Source organism: Streptomyces sp. NPDC013455, assembly GCF_040632975.1.
In the GTDB taxonomy this organism is placed as follows: Bacteria; Actinomycetota; Actinomycetes; order Streptomycetales; family Streptomycetaceae; genus Streptomyces.
In genome coordinates this window covers 66259-85167 of sequence record NZ_JBEYCX010000025.1, presented here as the reverse complement: position 1 = coordinate 85167, position 18909 = coordinate 66259, and the positions used below count along the sequence as shown (strand labels likewise).

Below are 18909 nucleotides of genomic sequence, written 5' to 3'. Positions count from 1 at the left end.
GCGCCTGCGCCGCGCCCGTCCGCAGCGGCCGGCCCCCGTGCGGGGCCGGTCAGCGTGGCCCCGGCGCGGCCAGCCGGTGCAGTCTCAGGGCGAGTTGGATCTCCAGGGCCCGGGCGGGTGTCTGCCAGTCTCCGCCCAGCAGGCGGCCCACCCGCTCCAGCCGCTGCGCCACCGTGTTCACGTGCACGTGCAGCGCGTCCTTGGTGCGGGCCGGGCTCATCCCGCCTTCGAAGTAGGCGTCCAGGGTGCGCAACAGCTCCGTGCCGCGGCGCTCGTCGTACGACACCACCGGGCCGATGGTCCGGTCGACGAAGCCGGCGATGTCCCGTTCGCCCGCGAGGAGCAGGCCGAGGAAGCCGAAGTCCTCGGCCGCCGCGCCGTCCCCGCTCCGGCCGAGCAGCCGCAGCGCGTCCAGGCAGCGGCGGCCCTCGGCGTAGGCGGCGGCGACGGTCTCGGGGTGCCGGGCGAGGTCGGTGACGGGGGCGGAGGCGCCGACCGTGACGGGCTGGTGAACGGCCGTACCCAGGTGGCGGGCGGTGCGGCGGGCCACCTCGGTGGCGGTGTCGCCGGCGCCGAGCGGCAGCAACAGGACGGTGCCGCCGTCACGGGCCGCGGCCAGGCCGTGCCGGGTGGCGGCGAGGTGGGAGGCGGCGGACCACAGCCGGCGGCGGGCCGCGGCCTCCTCGTCGGCATCGGCCGCCGGGCCGTCGAGGCGGGCGGCGAGGACGACGTGGGTGGCGGCCAGGTCCGCGTGCAGGCGGCTGGCGCGTTCGCGCAGCAGGCGCGGGTCGCGGTCGCGCGCGTCCAGCAGGTCGTCGAGCAGTTCGCCGCGCACGCGCTGTTCGGCCTCCGCCGCGGAGCGACGGGCGAGCAGCAGCAGGGAGGTGACCATCGCCGCGCGCTCCAGGGTGCGCTGGTCGACGGGGTCGAGGCCGGGGTGGCCGCGCAGCACCAGGGCGCCGAGCAGTTCACCGCCCGCTGTCACGGCGGCGATCCAGTCACCGCCGTGCCGTACGGCGTGCGCCTCGGCGCGGGACGCTTCCAGCGCCCCGGCCGGTGCGGCCGCGGCCTCGGTGAACTCGACGGTGCCGGCGAGGACCTGGGAGACGGCGGCGGCCACGTCGTGAACTCCCCCGCCGCGCAGGACGAGTTCGGCGAGGCGGTCGTGGACCTCGGACGCGCGCTCGATGACGCCGCTGCGGTCCCGGATGATCTCGTTGGCGCGCTCCAGCCGGGCCAGGGCGGAGCGGGTCTCGGTGAGCAGGTTGGCGGTGTCGATGGCCGCCGCGGCGAGCGCGGCGAAGGAGCCGAGCAGGGCGATCTGCTCGCGTTCGAAGACCCGCGCCCGCCGGTCGGCCGCGAAGAGGACGCCGATGACGTGCGGGCCCAGCATCAGGGGCACGCCGAGGATGGCGACGAGGCCCTCGTCGCGGACGCCGGTGTCGATGGCGAGCGTGTGCTGGAAGCGGTCGTCCTTGAAGTAGTCGTCGGTGACGTAGGGCCGCGCGGTCTGGGCGACGAGTCCGCCGAGCCCTTCGCCCATGCCGAGGCGCAGCTGCTGGAAGCGGGCGGAGACGGAGCCCTCCGTGACCCGCATGTAGGTGTCGCCGCGCACCGGGTCGTTGAGGCTGAGGTAGGCGACATCCGTGCCGAGCAGGGAGCGGGCGCGCTGCACGATCGCCTGGAGGACGGCGTCGAGATCGCGGAGTGAGGCGAGGTCGTGGGCGGTCTCGAAGAGCGCCGACAGCTCCGCCTCGCGCCGCCGGCGCCCCTCCAGTTCCGCCCGTACGCGCAGGGCGAGCGCTCTGGCCTGTTCCAGCGCGGCTATCCGGCCGGCCGGCTCGCCCTCGGCCCGGGCACGCAGGACGGGCTGCTCGTACGCCTCCACCGAGGCGTCGCGGGCCAGCAGGTCGAGGTACGGGGCCTCGGCGCTGCCGCAGGTGGCCGGCTGAAGATGATCGCGGGACATGGTCACAGGATTCCGTATCGGCCGTCGGGCCCGGCAGGCCTGTGGAAAACTCCCGGAGCCGGTACCGCGGGGCCGGTCAGTGGGCCGTCCACCCGCCGTCCAGGACGAGCGAGGTACCGGTGACGAAGGACGCCTGTGGGCTGCACAGATAGGCCACGGCCTCGGCGACCTCCGCGGGCTCGATGAGCCGCTGGAGCGCGCTGTCCTTCAGCAGGACCTCGGACAGCACGCGCTCCTCGGGGATGCCGTGCGCCTGTGCCTGGTCGGCGATCTGTTTCTCGACCAGTGGGGTGCGCACATAGGCCGGGTTCACACAGTTGGAGGTCACTCCATGGGCGGCGCCTTCCAGCGCGGCCGTCTTCGACAGGCCTTCGAGGCCGTGTTTGGCGGCCACATAGGCGGACTTGAAGGCGGAGGCGCGCAGACCATGGACGGAGGACACGTTGACGATGCGGCCCCAGCCCTGCGCGTACATGTGCGGGAGGGCGCCGCGGATGAGGCGGAACGGGGCTTCCAGCATCACGGTCAGCACCGTGTGGAACACCTCGGGCGGGAACTCCTCGATGGGCCGCACCAGCTGCAACCCGGCGTTGTTGACCAGCACGTCCGTGCCGGCGGCGGCGCGCTCGGCGGCGTCCAGGTCGGTGAGGTCCACGACCCGCGGTACGACGGTGCCGGCGAGGTCACCGGCCCGCTCCGCCTGCCGGGCGAGCTCGGCCAGGCCGGCCGCGTCCCGGTCGACGGCGCGCACCGAGGCTCCGGCGGCGGCCAGCCGCAGGGCGCAGGCGCGGCCGATGCCGCTGGCCGCACCGGTGACGAGGGCGGTGCGGCCGTCGAGGTCGAGAGCGAGGGGCTGGAGCCGGGCGCCGGCGAGGGGGGTGGGCGAGGTCATGTGCCGACCCTAAGCGGGACCCCACGGTCACCACATGTGGCGACCACCCATACTTCAGCCGGCAGTCGTAGGGCCAGCAGTCATAGGGGCGGCGGTCATGGGGGCGGCGGTCACAGGGTCGGCCGTCATGGGGTCGAACCATGTGGGTTCCTCGGACATGGCCTGCTTGATCCGGAAGAGCCCGAACTCGTTCAGCTCCGGCAGCGCGTCCACCGTGAACCAGCCGACCTCCAGCGACTCGTCGTCGTTGACCCGGGCCTCGCCGCCCACGGCCCGGCAGCGGATGGTGATGTCCATGTACTGGCAGATGTCGCCGTTGGGGTAGGTGACCGGGTCCACGGCCTGGACCAGGACCACGCGCTCGGCGACGCAGTGCACCGCCGTCTCCTCGAACACCTCCCGCACGGCGCAGGCCGCGGGCTGCTCGCCCGGCTCGGGGATGCCGCCGATCACCGACCACTTGCGCGTGTCGGTCCGCCGGCCGAGCAGCACCCTGCCCTCGTCGTCGAAGACGATCGCGGTGACACCGGGGAGCCAGAGCAGCTGCTGCCCGGCGGACGCCCTGAGCGTGCGGAGGAAATCGGGAATCGCCATGACCCGACCCTAACCGGCGGGTGCGCCGCACACGGCCGGTTCCGGGGTCGTACGACCGTCGTACGAAGGCAGTACGACCCGCGTACGGCACGGGTACGGCTACGCGTCACCGGCGCGCCGGGCGCGCAGGCCGGACCCGACGGCCCAGCCGATCCCGCCCGCGGCGACCAGCACCAGGGCGATCTCCGGCAGGACGCCCAGCTCGGTGGCGGGGGTGGTGGACGAGCGCAGCGGCACCTTCTGGACCAGGTAGGCGGGCACGAACATGCCGGTCCGCTGGGTGATCTTCCCGTCGGGCATGATGATCGCGCTGACACCGCTGGTCACCGGCACGGTCACGGTGCGGCTGTGTTCGACGGCGCGGATGCGGGACATGGCGAGCTGCTGGTAGGTCATCTCGCTGCGGTCGAAGGTGGCGTTGTTGCTCGGCACGGAGATCATCTCCGCGCCGTGCGTCACGGTGTCCCGGACAGCCCAGTCGAAGGCGGCCTCGTAGCAGGTGGCGAGGCCCACCTTGGTGCCGTCCATGGTGAAGACGCCCGGCTTGCCGCCCCGGCTGAAGTCCTGGTGGGCCATGGCGGTCCAGTCCTCGTTGATCGCTCCGACGAGCGAGCGCAGGGGGAGGAACTCGCCGAAGGGCTGGATCTGCCGCTTGTCGTAGGTCTGCGTCGGTCCCTTGACCGGGTCCCACAGGATCTGCTCGTTGAGGAGCCTGCCGTCCCGCTCGACCACCCCGCCGACGGAGACGGGGACGCCCACGTCCTCGGCGGCCTGCTCGATGACGGCGGCGGCGTCCGGGTACGCGAAGGGGTCGATGTCGGAGGAGTTCTCCGGCCACAGCACGTAGTCCGGCCGGGGAACCCTGCCCGCCTTGATGGCGGCGGCGAGCTTGTGCGTCTCGCGCGCGTGATAGTCGAGCACGGCCCGCCGCTGGGCGTTGAACTCCAGCCCGGAGCGTGGCACGTTGCCCTGGACGAGCGCCACGGTCGCGGTGCCGTCCTCCGCCGCGTCGCTCACCAGCGCGCGGGCCGCGAATGCGCCCGCCACCGGTACGGCGACGCTCAGCAGCGCGGCGGCCGCGGCGGCGCGTCGTACGGAACGGGTGCGGCGCCGCTCGGCGATCAGCCGGCCGGCCTCGTACAGGCCGAATCCGCACAGGACGACCGCGAAACCGAGCACGGGGGTGCCGCCCACCGCGGCGAGCGGCAGGAAGACGCCGTCCGCCTGACCGAAGGCGATCTTGCCCCAGGGGAAACCCCCGAACGGGGCACGCGCGCGTGCCGCTTCACCCGCGACCCACACGGCCGCCGCCCACACCGGCCAGGCGGGCAGCCGGGAGACGGCGGCGACGCCCACGCCGACCAGGGCGACGAAGAGCGCCTCGATGGCGACCAGGGCCAGCCAGGGGCCCGGACCGACCTCCACGCCGGTCCACACCAGCAGCGGCAGCAGGAAGCCGAGGCCGAAGAGGTAGCCGAGGCCGAGCGCGGCCTTCCAGCTCCGGCCGCGCAGGACCCACCCGAAGCCGGCGAAGGCGGGCAGGGCGAGCCACCACAGGGTGCGGGGCGGGAAGCTGACGTAGAGCAGCACTCCGCAGAGCGCGGAGGCGGCGGCCGGGACCAGGCGCAGCAGGCGGCCGCGCGCGCCGGAGGCGGGGCGCGGCTCACGCTGGTCCTGCTGGTCCACGGAAGGTGCGGTGACGGTCACCCGGGTGAGTGTACGGCGGTCGGCGCCGGCGCCGACAGCGTGGGCGGGCGCCCGGGCGGGGGCGGTTGTCGCTGGTGAGCGCCTGTCCTGGGGGCGGCGGTTGTCGCCGGTGAGCACCTGTCCCGCAAGGCGGCCGGCGGCCGGCTCGGGCAGCGCGTTCCGTCGCGCCCCGTGTCCGAACCGGTCGTCAGCCGTTACGGTGTGCCCAGCCTCGGCGGCGCGGCCGGACCCGGCGCGCGGCCTTGGCATGCCACAGGTCGGGGGACCGGGTACGAGGGGCGACGGGTGGGGTCGACGGGGACGGGGTCCGCGACCGGTGTGTCCGGTGCGGACGCCTGGAGCACGCGAAGAAACGTTTCCGACGGGACGGGCATGATCCTGTTGGGGGCCTGTGCGGGGTGGTCGCTGATCACCGCGGCGGCCCACGGCGGACGGCCGGAGGGCATCCTGCTGGCGGTGCTCGCCGTGGCCGCCGGCTATGCCGCGGGCCGGGTCTCCGGCGCGCTGCTGCCGGTGGCCGCGCCGTGCGCCGGCGCGATGGCCGGCCTCGCCCTGGCCGTGGCGCTGCCCGGGCTCTCCGCCGGTCCCTGGTACGCCGGACCGGTCGGGCACGCCGGTGCCACGGCCGCCCTGCTGGCGCTGGCCACCGGGGCCGCGTGCGGTGCCGCCTGGGCCACGAAGGTCCCCGTGCTGCGGCTCGCCCTGCGGGTGCTGGCCTGCGCCACCGTGCCGGCCGGGGTCCTGCTGGGGTCGGCGGCCGGGTGCGCGGCCGGCGCGGCGGTCCTGCTGTGCTCGCTCGCCGCGGGCTCGGCGCGCGGCCGGGGCAGGTGGCTGGCGGGACTGGCCGGGGCGGCGGGCCTGGTGGCGGTCACCATCTGGGCGGTCGCCGCGCGGGCGCTGCCCGACGGCCTCGCCGGGCCGGTCGAGGGCCGGTTCTCTGCGCACCGGGTCGGGCTGTGGCGGGACGCCCTGCGGCTGGCGGAGCGCCACGGCGGCCTGGGTATCGGCCCCGGCCGGTTCGGCGAGCCGAGTCCGGTGAGGCAGCGGACACCGCTGGGCGACGCCACCGCGCACTCGGCCCCGCTCCAGCAGGCGGCCGAGCAGGGCCTGGTCGGAGTGCTCCTGCTGGTCGCGGTGTTCTGCTGGGTCCTGTACGCGCTGTGGCGCAGCCCCCGCTCCACGCCGGTGGTCCTCACCGCGGGCGCGGCCCTGACGGCGCTGGCCGCGCTGGCTTCCGTGGGCAACGCGCTGAGCTTCACGACGGTGACGGCGGGCGCGGGACTCCTGGCCGGCTGGGCGACGGCCAGGCCGTGGACGGGCGGGGGAACGGCCCGGCCGTGAACGGAACCCAGGCCCGCCGGCACGCCCCGGCCGTGAGCGGAACCCGGCCCGCCCGGCACGCCCCGGCCGTGAGCGGAACCCGGCCCGCCCGGCACGCTCCGGCCGTGAGCGGGCCCGAACCATTTGCGGCACAGCACGGCTCCGAACGGAACCCGGCCCGACCGCCGCACCCGGCACGCCCCGACCCGAACGGGACCCGAACCATCCGGCACACCCGCCACGCCCCGATCCTGAGAGCCCGGCCCACCGGCAAACGGCCGGCAAACGGGCCACCGACGCACCGTGCCGGACCGCGCCGCGAAGGCGGTCGGCCGGCGGCCGGCCGGCTCAGCCGGCCGTTCCCGGGGTGATCGTCCGCAGCCGCTCGCGGATCACCCGTACCGCCGTCTCGGCGTCGTCCACGGTGATCGTGAAGGTGTGGCCGTCCCACAGGCGCAGCACGATGCCCTCACCCTTGCGCACGACGACCGCGGTGCCCTTCTCGGGGCGCCAGCGGTATCCCCAGCCGCCCCAGTGCCGCGGGGTGACGTGGGCGGTGAAGTCGGCGCCGGCCACCTGGGAGAGCGGGATGCGGCGGCGCGGCAGCCCCATGTGCCCGCAGCGCACTTCGACGCACTCCCTGTCGAGCTTGAGGTCGACGTGCACGAAGGCGAGCGTTCCGAAGAGGACCAGCAGGCCGGCCGCGATACAGCCCACGACGGACATCACCAGAGGGGCGATGCCGGAGGTCCACGCCGAGTCCACGGCCAGCCCGATGCCGAGCGCCATGCACGCGGCACCCGCCAGGGCCAGCACCCACTGGACCCGGTTCGTGGCGCGTCCGGTCCAGACGTCCGGATGCCGGCTGTCGACGGCCTCGGGGTGGTCCCTCATGTCTACGAGACTACTCAGGTTTCGCTGCGCGGGGAGGCGTGGCGCAGGGTGACCGGCCCGGGCGGAGGGTGGCGGGCCGGATCTCGGCCCCGACGGCTCCGCCCCGACCGGCGGGGCACACGCCGCGCGCGCGGTGCCGCCGCGTGGCCCCGCGCCGGTCAGCGGACGGGGGTGACGGCCTGGAGGTAGCGGCCTTCCTCGTAGGACAGCGCCGTGTCGGGGAGCGTCGCGTCACGTCCGCTCAGCAGCACGGTGAGGGTGCTGTCGGCGACGGCGGCCGGGGCCGGCTCCACGCCGATGCGGCGCAGCGCCTGGGCGGCCACCGCTCCGGCCGTGCCGTGCAGGACGAGGGGCGGGCGGCCGGGCTGCTGGACGGCCGCCCGGATGCGCTCGGCGACCAGCTCGTAGTTGGTGCAGCCCAGGACGATCGTGGTCACGTCGTCCGGGGTGCGGGCGGCGGCCGAGGCGATCGCGGTGTCGATCGCCGCCTCGTCCGCGTGGTGCACGGCGTCCGCGAGGCCGGGGCACGCCACCTCGGTCACGGCGACGCCCGCGGCGAACTGTTCGATCAGTCCGCGCTGATAGGCGCTGCCCGTGGTGGCCGGCGTCGCCCAGATCGCGACGGGTCCGCCGCCCGCGGCCGCCGGCTTGATCGCCGGTACCGTGCCGATGATCGGCAGGTCCGGCTCGAAGCGGGCCCGCATCGCCGGCAGGGAGTGCACCGACGCGGTGTTGCACGCGACGATCAGGACATCGGGCTCATGCAGGGCGGCGGCCTCGGCGACGGCGATGGCCCGCTCGGTGATGTCCTTCGGGGTGCGCGGCCCCCAGGGCATTCCGTCCGGGTCCCACGACAGCACGAGATCCGCGTCGGGCCGCAGTCGACGTACCGCGGCGGCGGCGGGCAGCAGGCCGATTCCGGAGTCCATGAGCGCGATCTTCACCCGGCCACGATAGACGATGCGCCCTCGCGGCCCGTTCCGGTGGGGCAGACTGCGGCCGTGAGCGCCTTCCTGTGGATCACCGTCGTATCGCTGGCCACCTGGTGCTGGCTGCTGCTGGGCCAGGGCTTCTTCTGGCGCACGGACGTCCGGCTGCCGCGGCGCCGGGAGCCGGACACGTGGCCGCCGGTGTGCGTGGTCGTACCGGCCCGCGACGAGGCGGCCGTACTGCCGGCCAGTCTGCCGTCGCTGCTGGCGCAGGACTATCCGGGGCGGGCGGAGGTCTTCCTGGTCGACGACGGCAGCACCGACGGCACCGGGGAGCTGGCCCGCGAGCTGTCCCGGCGGCACGGCGGGCTGCCGCTCACGGTGGCGTCGCCGGGTGAGCCGCCGGCGGGCTGGACGGGCAAGCTGTGGGCGGTGCGGCACGGTATCGGTCTGGCACGCGCGTGTGGCCCCGCGTACCTGCTGCTGACGGACGCGGACATCGCGCACGCGCCGGACAGCCTGCGCGAGCTGGTGGCGGCGGCCCGCACCGGGGGCTTCGACGTGGTGTCGCAGATGGCGCGGCTGCGGGTGGCGAGCGGGTGGGAGCGGCTCGTGGTCCCGGCGTTCGTGTACTTCTTCGCGCAGCTGTACCCCTTCCGGTGGATCGGCCGGAAGGGCGCGCGTACGGCCGCGGCGGCGGGCGGCTGTGTGCTGCTGGACGCCGGCATGGCCGAGAAGGCGCGCATCCCGGACGCCATCCGGCACGCCGTCATCGACGACGTGGCGCTCGCGCGCGCGGTGAAGGCCGTGGGAGGTCACGTCTGGCTGGGGCTGGCGGACGGGGTGGACAGTGTGCGCCCCTATCCGCGGCTGGGCGATCTGTGGCGGATGGTCTCGCGCAGCGCCTACGCGCAGTTGCGCCACCACCCCCTGCTGCTCCTGGGCACGGTCGCCGGGCTGGTGCTGGTCTACCTGGTGCCGCCGGCCGCCGTGGCCGTGGGCGCGGCCGGCAGCGACGCGGCGACGGCGCTCGCCGGGACGGCGGCGTGGGCGGTGATGGCGGGGACGTACCTGCCGATGCTGCGCTATTACCGGCAGCCGCTGTGGCTCGCTCCGCTGCTGCCGTTCACGGCCCTGCTGTACCTGCTCATGACGGTCGACTCGGCCGTGCGGCACTACCGGGGGCGCGGAGCCGCCTGGAAGGGCCGCACCTACGCCCGCCCGGGCGCCGTGCCCGACGAGGGCTGAGCCCGGCGGGCGCCGTACCCGACGCGCACTGAGCCCGGCGGGGGCCGGGCCCGGTCACTTGCGGCCGGGGGTCCAGTTCATGCCCCAGCCGTAGGCGCGGTCCATGGTCCGCTGCGGGCTCGATCCGCGCTCGGGCACCAGGTACCGCGCCTCGCGCTGGACGACGAGGTCGCCGCCGGTGTTGGTGATCAGGGCGAGCGCGCACACCGGGGAGGCGACGGTGCACTCGTCCAGCGAGAACTCGATGGGCGCGCCGTGCTGCGGCTGGAGGGTGACGGTGGCGTGCAGGTCGGCGAAGGAACTGGCGCCCTGGTAAATGGTGACGAAGACGAGGATGCGCCGGAAGTCCTGGCTGTGGTCGAGGTTGATGGTGAGGTTCTCGCCGCTCGCCACGGCTCCGGTGCGGTCGTCGCCGTCGAGGTGGATGTACGGCGGCCGGTGGAGCGAGCCGAAGGCGTTGCCGAGTGCCTGGACGACTCCTTTGCGGCCGTCGGTGAGTTCGTACAGCGCGCACAGGTCGAGGTCGACGTCGCCGGCGCCGCCCCACCGGCCCCAGCCCGGGAACTGTTTGCGCATCTGCCAGTTGAGGTTCACCCGCATGGCACCGGACGTGCCGCCCTGCTTGGCCAGCGAGACCGACGGGGACGCCTTGGTGAGGGTGACCTTGGACAGCCGGACCGGCTGGGCGGGGGGCGCGGGAGGGGCCGCGGGCGGCGGTGCCGCCGTACCGGGACGGGGCGGCGTGGCCGCGGGGGCGGTGACGGGACGCGGGGGCACGGGGGCCGTGACGGAGGGCGGGGGTGCGGCCGCGGGGGCCGTGGGCGGTGCGCTGTGCTGGGGTTCGTCCACGGTGATGCCGAAGTCCGTGGCCAGGCCCTCGAGGCCGCTGCCGTAACCCTGGCCGACGGCACGGAACTTCCAGGCGCCCTGGCGGCGGTAGAACTCGCCGAGCACGAAGGCGGTCTCCACGGTCGCGCCGGGGTCGTCGAAGCGGGCGACCGTCCGGCCCGACGCGGCGTCGGCCACCTCGATGTAGAGGTCCGGGACCTGTCCGAACGTGCCGCCGTCCGCGGAAGCGGCGAGGACGATCCGCTCGACCGCGCCCTCCACGCGCGCGAGGTCGACCGTCAGGGTGTCGGTGACGCGTCCGCCGGCCGTCCGCTTGCCCTCGTGGCGTACCGCGCCGGAGGAGTGGGCGGGCTGGTTGTAGAAGACGAAGTCGCCGTCCGAGCGGACCTTCCCGGCGGCGAGCAGCAGCGCCGAGGCATCGGCGTCCGGCACGCCCGGCCCGGTGCGCCAGCCCAGTTCGACGCGCAGTGCCGTCGTCGGCACCGGCGTGTTCGCACCTTTCGGCATTGACATGTCCGCCCCCTGGCGTCTCGGCTCCCGGGTTTTGCCCGGCGGTCCGGGTCATCCCTACCCGCACCACCTCTCCATGGGTACCTCACGCCCCACGAACGGCACAGCAAGATCGCCGGTCAACCGGCGGTAACCCCGGAAGAACCTGCCCTTTACGCGATCCAAACGTTGATCGGCGTCCCTTTTTGCCAAGTTCGCTCGGATTGGGGATCCCTGACGCATGCCGACACGGAAAACAACCCTCTTATCGGTCTCCCCAACCAGCACATCGTGGGCTTAACTTATGTGCCATGACCTCCCCCCGCTCCACTTATGGTGGCGGCTACTACTCCGCCTCCTTCCCGGACACCCCGATCTACGACTCGCTCGTGGCCGAGCGGGGCACCCCGCAGATCGCCCCGATCCGGGTCCCCGCCGCCTACGACACGGGCAGCAGCCTCCCCGCCCTGCCGTCGGCCCTCCCCGCGCTCCCGGCGGCCCCGTCCCCTCAGCAGCCCGCCTACGGCTACCCGCAGACGCCGCAGCCCGCGCCGCTGCAGCACGCGCCCACGGCGTACATTCCGCAGCAGGCGAGCGCCCCGCGCGGCTACCCGGGGGCGCAGGCCCCCCAGCCGCAGCGGCCGATGGCCGCGGGCAACGGGTACGAGGCCATGCGCCCGGCCGCGCCGCGACCGGCGCCGGCTCCTTACCAGGACCCGTACAACAACCAGCAGTACCGGGGCTACTGACCGGCACCCCCGGCCGTCGGTGTCTCCTGGCACGATGACGGCATGGGAAACGCCGAAGTGCAGTCGCTCCACGTCCATCCGGTCAAGGCGTTCCGGGGCACGTCGCCCAGGGAGGCCGTGGTGGAGCCCTGGGGCCTGGCCGGGGACCGACGCTGGACACTGATCGACCACGGGGGAAAGGTCGTCACGCAGCGTGAGCACCCGCGGCTCGCGCTGGCCGCCGCCGAGCCACTGGCCGGCGGCGGCCTTCGTCTGTCCGCGCCCGGCCGGGCGCCGCTGACGGTCGAGGTACCGCCGCCGGTGGCGACCGTGCCCGCCAGCGTCTTCGGCACGAAGGTGGAGGCGGTGCCGGCCACCGCGGCCGCGCACGAGTGGTGCAGTGCCTACCTGGGCATCGAGGTCCGCCTGGTCCACATGGACGACCCGGCCCACCGCCGCCCGGTCGAGCCCGAGTACGCCCTGCCCGGCGAGACGGTGAGCTTCGCCGACGGCTACCCCCTGCTGGTCACCACGGTGGCCTCGCTGGACGCGCTGAACTCCCTGATAGCCGCCGGCCCGCACGCCCACGAGGGCCCGCTGCCCATGAACCGCTTCCGGCCCAACGTGGTCGTGGCCGGCACCGAGGCCTGGGCCGAGGACGGCTGGCGGCGGATCTCCGTCGGCGAGGTGGTCTTCCGGGCGCCCAAGCCGAGCGCGCGGTGCGTCGTGACCACCACCGACCAGGACACCGCCGCACGCGGCCGGGAGCCGCTGTACACCTTGGCCCGCCACCGCAGGGTCGACGCGAAGCTGCTGTTCGGGAAGAACCTCGTGCCCGTATCCCGCGGCACGATCAGGGTGGGCGACCCGGTCCGGGTGCTCGAGTAGCCACCCCGAGGCCGCCGGCTCGCCCCCGGCCACCCCTCTCTCCCCTCCCGTGAGACCGCCCGGCCGGGAACGCGGGCCGGGAACCCGGGGCGGTAAGCCGGTCGTTGAGAGGGCGTGAGAAATTCGTGAGACCGCGTGCGTCACACGCCGCGGTGGACGTGATGTCGCTCTCTTCCGGTCCGAACCGGAAGCGGGCGCCGTCACCGGGGGCTATGACGGACCGGAAGGGGGGCGGGGAGATGCGTGCACTCAGTGGGCTGTGGCGCTGGCGGCGCAATCCGCTGCGCCGCACGACCGATCTGGCCGAGGCGTGGGCGGCCCTCGTCGCGCTGGTGCTGATCGTCGTGGCCGCACCCGTGACGGGCTGTCTGGTCGGTCTGTCGGCCCAGGACTCGCTCCAGCGCGCCGTGCGGCAGCAGCAGCACGCGCGCCACCTCGTCACGGCCACCGTGGTGCGCGATCTGGGCGGGACCCTGCCGGAGGCCGATCCGGACACCTCCTCCGCGGACGAGGCCCGCAGCCGCGTCCTCGCCGACTGGACGGCGCCGGACGGCACCCGGCAGCACGGCCCGGTGCTCACCGACCTCAAGTCCCCGCACCCGGGTGACCACTTCGACCTCTGGACCGACCCGCACGGACGAATATCGACCCGCCCGCTGGACTCCACCACGGCGACGGCGCACGCCGTGCTCGCCGGGTTCGGCGCGGCCCTGCTGACCGCGGTCCTGGTCGAGGCCGGCCGGCGCCTGACCGTCTGGCGCCTGGTCCGCCGGCGGTACGCGTGCTGGGACCGGGCCTGGGACCGCGCGGGTCCGGACTGGGGCAAGGCGGGCACCGGCAGCTGACCGGCTTCCGGCTCTGGTCAACTCCGTGTGCACGCACACGCTACGGTGGACCGGCCGAAGCGCTTCCGGCGGCGACCCGCGGGTGCGTGCACCCCGGGCGCGCGGGTTCCGGGCGGCGCGAGCGCGCTCACGCCCCGGGGCCGAGCACGGTCGCGGTCCCGGCACCGACGGCAGCGCCCCCGGCGGGCAGCGAGCCATCAGTACGACGAGGTGGGGGCACAGCAACGCCATGGCACAGGGCACGGTCCAGGTGACGCACACCGGTACGTCGCGGTGGCGGCGCCGCACGGGTGAGTACGCTTCGCTCACCGCCGCCCTGGAGGCCGCCGCCGACGGCGACGTCCTCACGATCGCCCCCGGCACCTACCGGGAGAACCTCGTCGTCCAGCGGGCGGTGACACTGCGCGGGCCCGAGGGCTCACCCGGCTCGGTGCGGATCGCGCCCGCGGACGGGGTGCCGCTCACCGTGCGGGCCTCGGCCGTGGTGCAGGACCTGCACGTGGAGGGCCAGGACGCGGCGGCGCCCGCCCTGCTGGTCGAGGAGGGCACGCCCGAGCTGATGGACGTGCGGATCGTCACGCGGTCCGCCGCCGGCATCGAGGTGCGTGGCGGCGCCCGCCCGACCGTGCGCCGCTGCACCGTCGACAACCCGGCCGGCATCGGCATCGTCGTACTCGACGGCGCTGGTGGGGTGTTCGAGGAGTGCGAGGTGGTCGCGGCCGGGCAGGCGGGCGTGGCGGTGCGCGGCGGTGCGCATCCGCGCCTGGACCGCTGCCGGGTGCACCACGCCTCCGGCACCGGACTGACCGCGACCGGTGAGAACACCTCGCTGGAGGCGGTGGGCTGCGAGATCTACGAGGTACGCGGTTCCGGGGTGCAGGTCACCCAGCGGGCCACCGCACACCTGACCGACTGCGATGTGCACCGCACCACCGCCGACGGCATCACGCTGGACACGGACGCGGTGCTCACGCTCGCCGACTGCCACCTGCACGACATCCCGGAGAACGCGGTCGACCTGCGCTCCCGTTCGGTGCTCACCCTGACGAGGACGACGGTCCGTCAGTTCGGGCGCAACGGCCTGTCGGTGTGGGACCCGGGCACACGGGTGGACGCCAACCAGTGCGAGATCTTCGACAGCACCGGCGACTACCCGGCGGTGTGGGTGAGCGACGGCGCCACCGCCGTGCTGGACTCCTGCCGGGTGCACGACGTGCCGGACGCGCTGTTCGTGCTGGACCGCGGTTCCCGCGCGGACGTCGTGGACAGCGATCTGTCGCAGGTGCGCAACACGGCCGTGTCGGTGAGCGACGGCGCGACCGCGCAGCTGGACGACTGCCGGATCAGGGAGGCGGCCACCGGCGCCTGGTTCCGTGACCACGGCAGCGGCGGCACGCTCAACAACTGCACCCTGGACGGCACCCAGACCGGTGTGATCGTCACCAAGGGCGCCGACCCGACCATCGAGCGCTGCACGGTGGACTCCCCCGCCGAGGCCGGTTTCTACGTCTCCGCGGGCGGCCGCGGCAGCTTCCTCGGCTGCCGGGTCAGCGGCAGCGGCGGCTACGGCTTCCATGTGATCGACGGCTGTCGTACGACGTTGCGCAAGTGCCGTACGGAGCGCTGCGCGCGCGGTGGCTACGAGTTCGCCGACGGCGGCCCGGACGCGGGCTCCGGATCGGGACCGGTCGTGGAGGACTGCACCAGCGACGAGAGCGGCGGCCCGCGGACGCCGCCGGCGGCCCGGGAGGCGGCCGTGCAGACGGTGACGCAGTCCGCCGGCCTGCTGGGCTCGCTCCCCGGGCAGCGGGCGCCGGAGCCGGAGCCCCTCGTCGCCGTGCCGGAACCGGACACGCCGCGGCGGACGTCGACGGACGTGCTCGGGGAACTCGACGCGCTGGTCGGCCTGGAGAGCGTCAAGCGCGAGGTGCGGGCGCTGACCGACATGATCGAGGTGGGCCGGCGCCGGCAGCGGGCGGGGCTGAAGGCGGCCTCCGTCAAACGGCATCTGGTCTTCACCGGCTCCCCCGGCACCGGCAAGACGACGGTCGCCCGGCTGTACGGCGAGATCCTGGCCTCGCTGGGTGTGCTGGAGAAGGGGCACCTGGTGGAGGTGTCCCGCGTCGACCTGGTCGGCGAGCACATCGGGTCCACGGCGATCCGCACCCAGGAGGCGTTCGAACGGGCGCGCGGCGGCGTGCTGTTCATCGACGAGGCGTACGCGCTGTCCCCGGAGGACGCCGGGCGGGACTTCGGCAAGGAGGCCATCGACACGCTGGTGAAACTGATGGAGGACCACCGGGACGCCGTGGTGGTGATCGTCGCCGGATACACGGCGGAGATGGAACGCTTCCTGTCCGTCAATCCGGGTGTGGCCTCCCGTTTCTCCCGCACCATCACCTTCGGCGACTACGGTCCCGAGGAGCTGCTGCGGATCGTGGAGCAGCAGGCCGACGAGCACGAGTACCGGCTGGCTCCGGGCGCGTCCGAGGCGCTGCTGAAGTACTTCACCGCGATGCCGAAGGGGCCTGCCTTCGGCAACGGCCGTACGGCCCGGCAGACGTTCGAGGCGATGGTGGAGCGTCACGCCGGCCGGGTCGCCCAGCTCGCCGACCCGACGACCGACGAGCTGACCCTGCTGTACGCGGAGGACCTGCCGGAACTGCCCTGAGTGCGGCGGGCACCGCGTTCAGCCCGCGTCGGCGCCGTCCTGGTGCGGTTCGCGTCGCTGGCCCGGCAGCTCGGGGCACAGGCGGGCCAGGAGCTGGGCCCGTTCGCGGCCGAAGGCGGGGTCCGCCTGGTAGTCGGAGTGGCCGTGGATCGGGGCCGGGAGCGGGTGGTCGAGGGTGCGGCCGTAGGCGAGGGGGTCCGGCAGGGGGTCGTGGTCGACGTCCGGGGCGGTGTCGTCGGATACGCGGACGGGGCCGCCGATCGGGTCGGTGCGGCGGTAGAGGTTGCGCCAGCAGACGACGTCGTGGTGCAGGGCGGCCAGCGCCGGCGGGCCGAAGTGGGCCGGGAACCAGCGGCCGTACAGGCGCTCCAGTGGTGAGCCGTAGGTGAGCAGGGCCACCCGGCCGCGCACGGACGGTGGCAGCTGCCAGGCCGCCGCGGCGGCGAGGACGCTGCCCTGGGAGTGGCCGGACAGCACCAGCCGGCTTCCGGTGTGCCGGGTCCAGGTGGCCATGCGCCAGGTCAGGTCCGGTACGGCGCGCTCGGCATAGCAGGGTGGTGCGAAGGGGTGGGCGGCGCGCGGCCAGAAGGTGCCGACGTCCCAGAGGATGCCGACGGTGCGCCGGGCGGAGGCGTCCTTGTAGGCGCGCCTGCCCAAGGTGACGAAGAGCAGGAAGCCGAGTCCGACCAGCCAGGAGCCCAGTGCCTGGGAGGTCTCGGCCACGGCTTGGACGAGGTGGTGGGCGGGGCGGGCCGCTCCGTCGGGAGTCTTCCGGGTGACCAGGGCTCCGGCCAGGGCCGCACCGCCCAGCAGCAGGGTGGTTGCGGTGAGTACGGCCACGATCAGCGGCGCCCGGTCGGTGAGGGTGGCCATGGCCCGGGCGTGCGCGATGGCGCGGGTGCGGGACGGGTCCTCGGGTTCCCCGGGGTGTTCGCCGCGGACACGGTCGCGTTCGGCGCGGGCGAGCCTGCCGGTGTCCAGCGCGAGCAGGGCGGCCAGCAGGAGCAGGATCACGAGGAGCGGCGGGATGGCGGACGCCTGCCAGGTCAGCAGGACGGGCGGCCCGGCGAGCAGGGCGCGGGTGCCGTCCAGCCAGTCGGCGACGCGCTGCGCTAGCCCGCCGGACATCACCCCGCCCAGCGCGCAGGCGAGCAGGGTGACGGCGGGACCGCCCAGACCGCGCATCGCGGCGCGCGGGTCGGGGCGGCGCCGGTGCAGGTTCCGGGCCACGGCCGCGAGGGCGAGGACGAGCAGGCCCTGGGCCAGCATGAGGGTGCCGAAGGCCGAGTCTCCCGGGAGTCGCCCGGTGGACCGCCAGCCCGGCCGGGACCAGCCGGCGTAGAGCAGGGCGAGCAGCAGCAGGGCGAGCGCGCCGAGCGGCAGGAGGCGGCCGAGGTGCCGGTCGAGCCGCTGGTCGAGCCGGTTCTCGCTGCGTCCTCGGCTGCAGACCACGCCGACCACCGTCGCGGCGCAGGCGAGCTGGGCGGCGGTCAGCAGCCAGCCGGCGGCGTCGAGCGCCGCGGGTCCGCCCGGCCGGTGGTCGAAGCGGGCCGCCGGGGTGACGACGGCGGCGGCCACCGTCAGCAGGCCCGCCGCGGCGTGGGCCGCCCGCAGCCGGGCGACCAGACGCCGCCCGTACCAGAAGCCGGGCCGCGCCAACGCACTCCCGTGCGGGCCGGTGCCGGTCCCGCCGACGCCCGGCCCGCACCCGCCGGCACCGGCCCCGGAACCACCGGCGCCCACCCCGAGTCCTCCGGCACCCGACACCCGACCACCGACCCCCACCCCGAGACCACCAGCCCCCGCCCCACGACCACCGACGTCCGCCCCCGGACCGTCGGCTCCCGCCCCGGGAGCCTCGGCGCCCGACCGCGGATCTCCGGCGTCCGGCTCAGGCCCGCCGGTGTCCCCGTCGGGTCGGTCGGTCCTCCTCTCCTGCCCGTCGGTGCTCCCCTCCTGCCCGTCGGTCCTCCCCTCCTGCCCGTCGCTGCTCCCCTCCTGCTGCCCGTCGGTGCCTCCCCCGGGCCCGTCGGTGTGCGGAGCCGGGGCGAGGAACAGGGGCCGGTGGGATTCGTAGGCGGTCCACGTGCGGTGCGAGAGGTACCAGAGCAGGCAGATCAGGCCGGTCGGGACCGCCGCGGCGAGCGCGAGCCGGCGGCCCGGTGCGCTCCACCAGCCGCCGGACCCGGCGGGCGCCGAGGGCGCGGCGGGTGTCAGGAAGTCCAGCCAGGAGTGGCGGCGGGCGCACGCCTGCACCCCGGCGCACTGCCAGGCGACCAGGTCCAGGGCGACCTCGCAGACGGCGGCCACCAGGAGCACCGTCAGGGTGAGGGCCGCCAGCCGCACGAGGAGGCCGTAGAGCCGGGCGGTACGCGGCCTGCCGGGCGCGTCGGGGCGCATCCAGTGGGCGAGGTTGACCACCATGAACGGCAGCAGCAACAGCCACAGGGCGCGGCTGCCGTCGCCGGAGGTGAGGTTGCACCAGACGTACGCCTCGCGGACCGGCCCCTTCCGCGTGGTCTCCCCGGCCTCGGCGTCCTCGGCGCGCCGGAAGACGGCGGCGGTGTCGTCGCCGGTGACCCGGACGGTACGCGGGTCGCCGAGCATCTTCTCGGGTGTGGTGCCGCCGACCCCGTGCACCAGCAGTTCCAGATCGGTCTGCGGCCCCGCGCGATCCTCCGTGTGCTGCCCGGCGGGACCGTTGTCGTACCGGTCGGCGGCGCGTGACCCGTGCTCCCCGCGTAACCCGCGCTGTCCGCTTCCCCCTGCGCGTTCCCCTGTCATCGCACTCCCCCGTGACACCCTGACGTCTGTGTCGTGCGCGCACCAGGATCTCCGGTCCGGCGGGCGTGCGCACCTCTCGTCACGGAATCTCCCCGATCCGTG

14 protein-coding genes are annotated in these 18909 nt (G+C 74.9%); 6 read left to right on the top strand and 8 right to left on the bottom strand.

What is annotated here, in order from left to right; all coding sequences use genetic code 11:
• Positions 1-49 precede the first annotated feature (49 nt).
• The 4 genes from ABZ576_RS30605 to lnt all read right to left on the bottom strand — a co-directional run bounded on the left by ABZ576_RS30605 (position 50) and on the right by lnt (position 5162).
• Positions 50-1969 (bottom strand): GAF domain-containing protein, encoded by a 1920-nt coding sequence (locus ABZ576_RS30605; RefSeq protein ID WP_360747986.1) that lies wholly within the window; start codon positions 1967-1969, stop codon positions 50-52.
• 76 nt (positions 1970-2045) lie between these two features.
• Positions 2046-2861, bottom strand: coding sequence for a 3-hydroxybutyrate dehydrogenase (locus ABZ576_RS30600; RefSeq protein WP_360747983.1), 816 nt, complete (start codon positions 2859-2861; stop codon positions 2046-2048).
• A 54-nt stretch (positions 2862-2915) separates the two neighbouring features.
• Entirely contained in the window at positions 2916-3455 is a 540-nt protein-coding gene (locus ABZ576_RS30595) for an NUDIX domain-containing protein (RefSeq protein ID WP_360747980.1), read from the bottom strand.
• 99 nt (positions 3456-3554) lie between these two features.
• A complete protein-coding gene (gene lnt, locus ABZ576_RS30590; protein ID WP_360747977.1) occupies positions 3555-5162 on the bottom strand; it encodes an apolipoprotein N-acyltransferase in 1608 nt (535 codons plus the stop codon).
• Between the two features lie 372 nt (positions 5163-5534).
• Between lnt and ABZ576_RS30585 the strand changes: the two genes are divergently transcribed.
• Positions 5535-6503, top strand: coding sequence for an O-antigen polymerase (locus ABZ576_RS30585; protein WP_360747974.1), 969 nt, complete (start codon positions 5535-5537; stop codon positions 6501-6503).
• Between the two features lie 327 nt (positions 6504-6830).
• Here the strand turns inward: ABZ576_RS30585 and ABZ576_RS30580 are convergent, their stop codons facing one another.
• On the bottom strand, positions 6831-7376 hold the full coding sequence (locus ABZ576_RS30580) for a hypothetical protein (RefSeq protein WP_360747971.1): 546 nt from the start codon (positions 7374-7376) through the stop codon (positions 6831-6833).
• A gap of 158 nt (positions 7377-7534) precedes the next feature.
• The gene (locus tag ABZ576_RS30575; RefSeq protein ID WP_360747968.1) at positions 7535-8320 is read right to left on the bottom strand and encodes an aspartate/glutamate racemase family protein; all 786 of its coding nucleotides are present in this window, start codon (positions 8318-8320) and stop codon (positions 7535-7537) included.
• 57 nt (positions 8321-8377) lie between these two features.
• Between ABZ576_RS30575 and ABZ576_RS30570 the strand changes: the two genes are divergently transcribed.
• Positions 8378-9553 carry a glycosyltransferase gene (locus tag ABZ576_RS30570; RefSeq protein WP_360747965.1) on the top strand — a complete coding sequence of 392 codons (1176 nt, stop codon included), beginning with the start codon at positions 8378-8380 and terminating at the stop codon, positions 9551-9553.
• Positions 9554-9607: 54 nt separating this feature from the next.
• On the opposite strand, the gene ABZ576_RS30565 is transcribed toward ABZ576_RS30570, so the two are convergent.
• The gene (locus ABZ576_RS30565) at positions 9608-10909 is read right to left on the bottom strand and encodes a TerD family protein (RefSeq protein WP_360748022.1); all 1302 of its coding nucleotides are present in this window, start codon (positions 10907-10909) and stop codon (positions 9608-9610) included.
• A 293-nt stretch (positions 10910-11202) separates the two neighbouring features.
• Here ABZ576_RS30565 and ABZ576_RS30560 point away from each other — a divergent pair, with 293 nt between their 5' ends.
• The 4 genes from ABZ576_RS30560 (at position 11203) to ABZ576_RS30545 (ending at position 16023) form a co-directional block, all read left to right on the top strand.
• Positions 11203-11640, top strand: coding sequence for a DUF6643 family protein (locus ABZ576_RS30560; protein WP_360747962.1), 438 nt, complete (start codon positions 11203-11205; stop codon positions 11638-11640).
• A gap of 42 nt (positions 11641-11682) precedes the next feature.
• Positions 11683-12507, top strand: a complete 825-nt coding sequence (locus ABZ576_RS30555) for an MOSC N-terminal beta barrel domain-containing protein (protein WP_360747959.1) — start codon at positions 11683-11685, stop codon at positions 12505-12507.
• A 239-nt stretch (positions 12508-12746) separates the two neighbouring features.
• Entirely contained in the window at positions 12747-13352 is a 606-nt protein-coding gene (locus ABZ576_RS30550; protein WP_360747956.1) for a hypothetical protein, read from the top strand.
• A gap of 229 nt (positions 13353-13581) precedes the next feature.
• Positions 13582-16023 (top strand): right-handed parallel beta-helix repeat-containing protein, encoded by a 2442-nt coding sequence (locus tag ABZ576_RS30545; RefSeq protein WP_360747953.1) that lies wholly within the window; start codon positions 13582-13584, stop codon positions 16021-16023.
• Positions 16024-16041: 18 nt separating this feature from the next.
• Here ABZ576_RS30545 and ABZ576_RS30540 read toward each other — a convergent pair whose 3' ends face one another.
• Positions 16042-18807, bottom strand: coding sequence for a hypothetical protein (locus ABZ576_RS30540; protein WP_360747950.1), 2766 nt, complete (start codon positions 18805-18807; stop codon positions 16042-16044).
• Positions 18808-18909 lie beyond the last annotated feature (102 nt).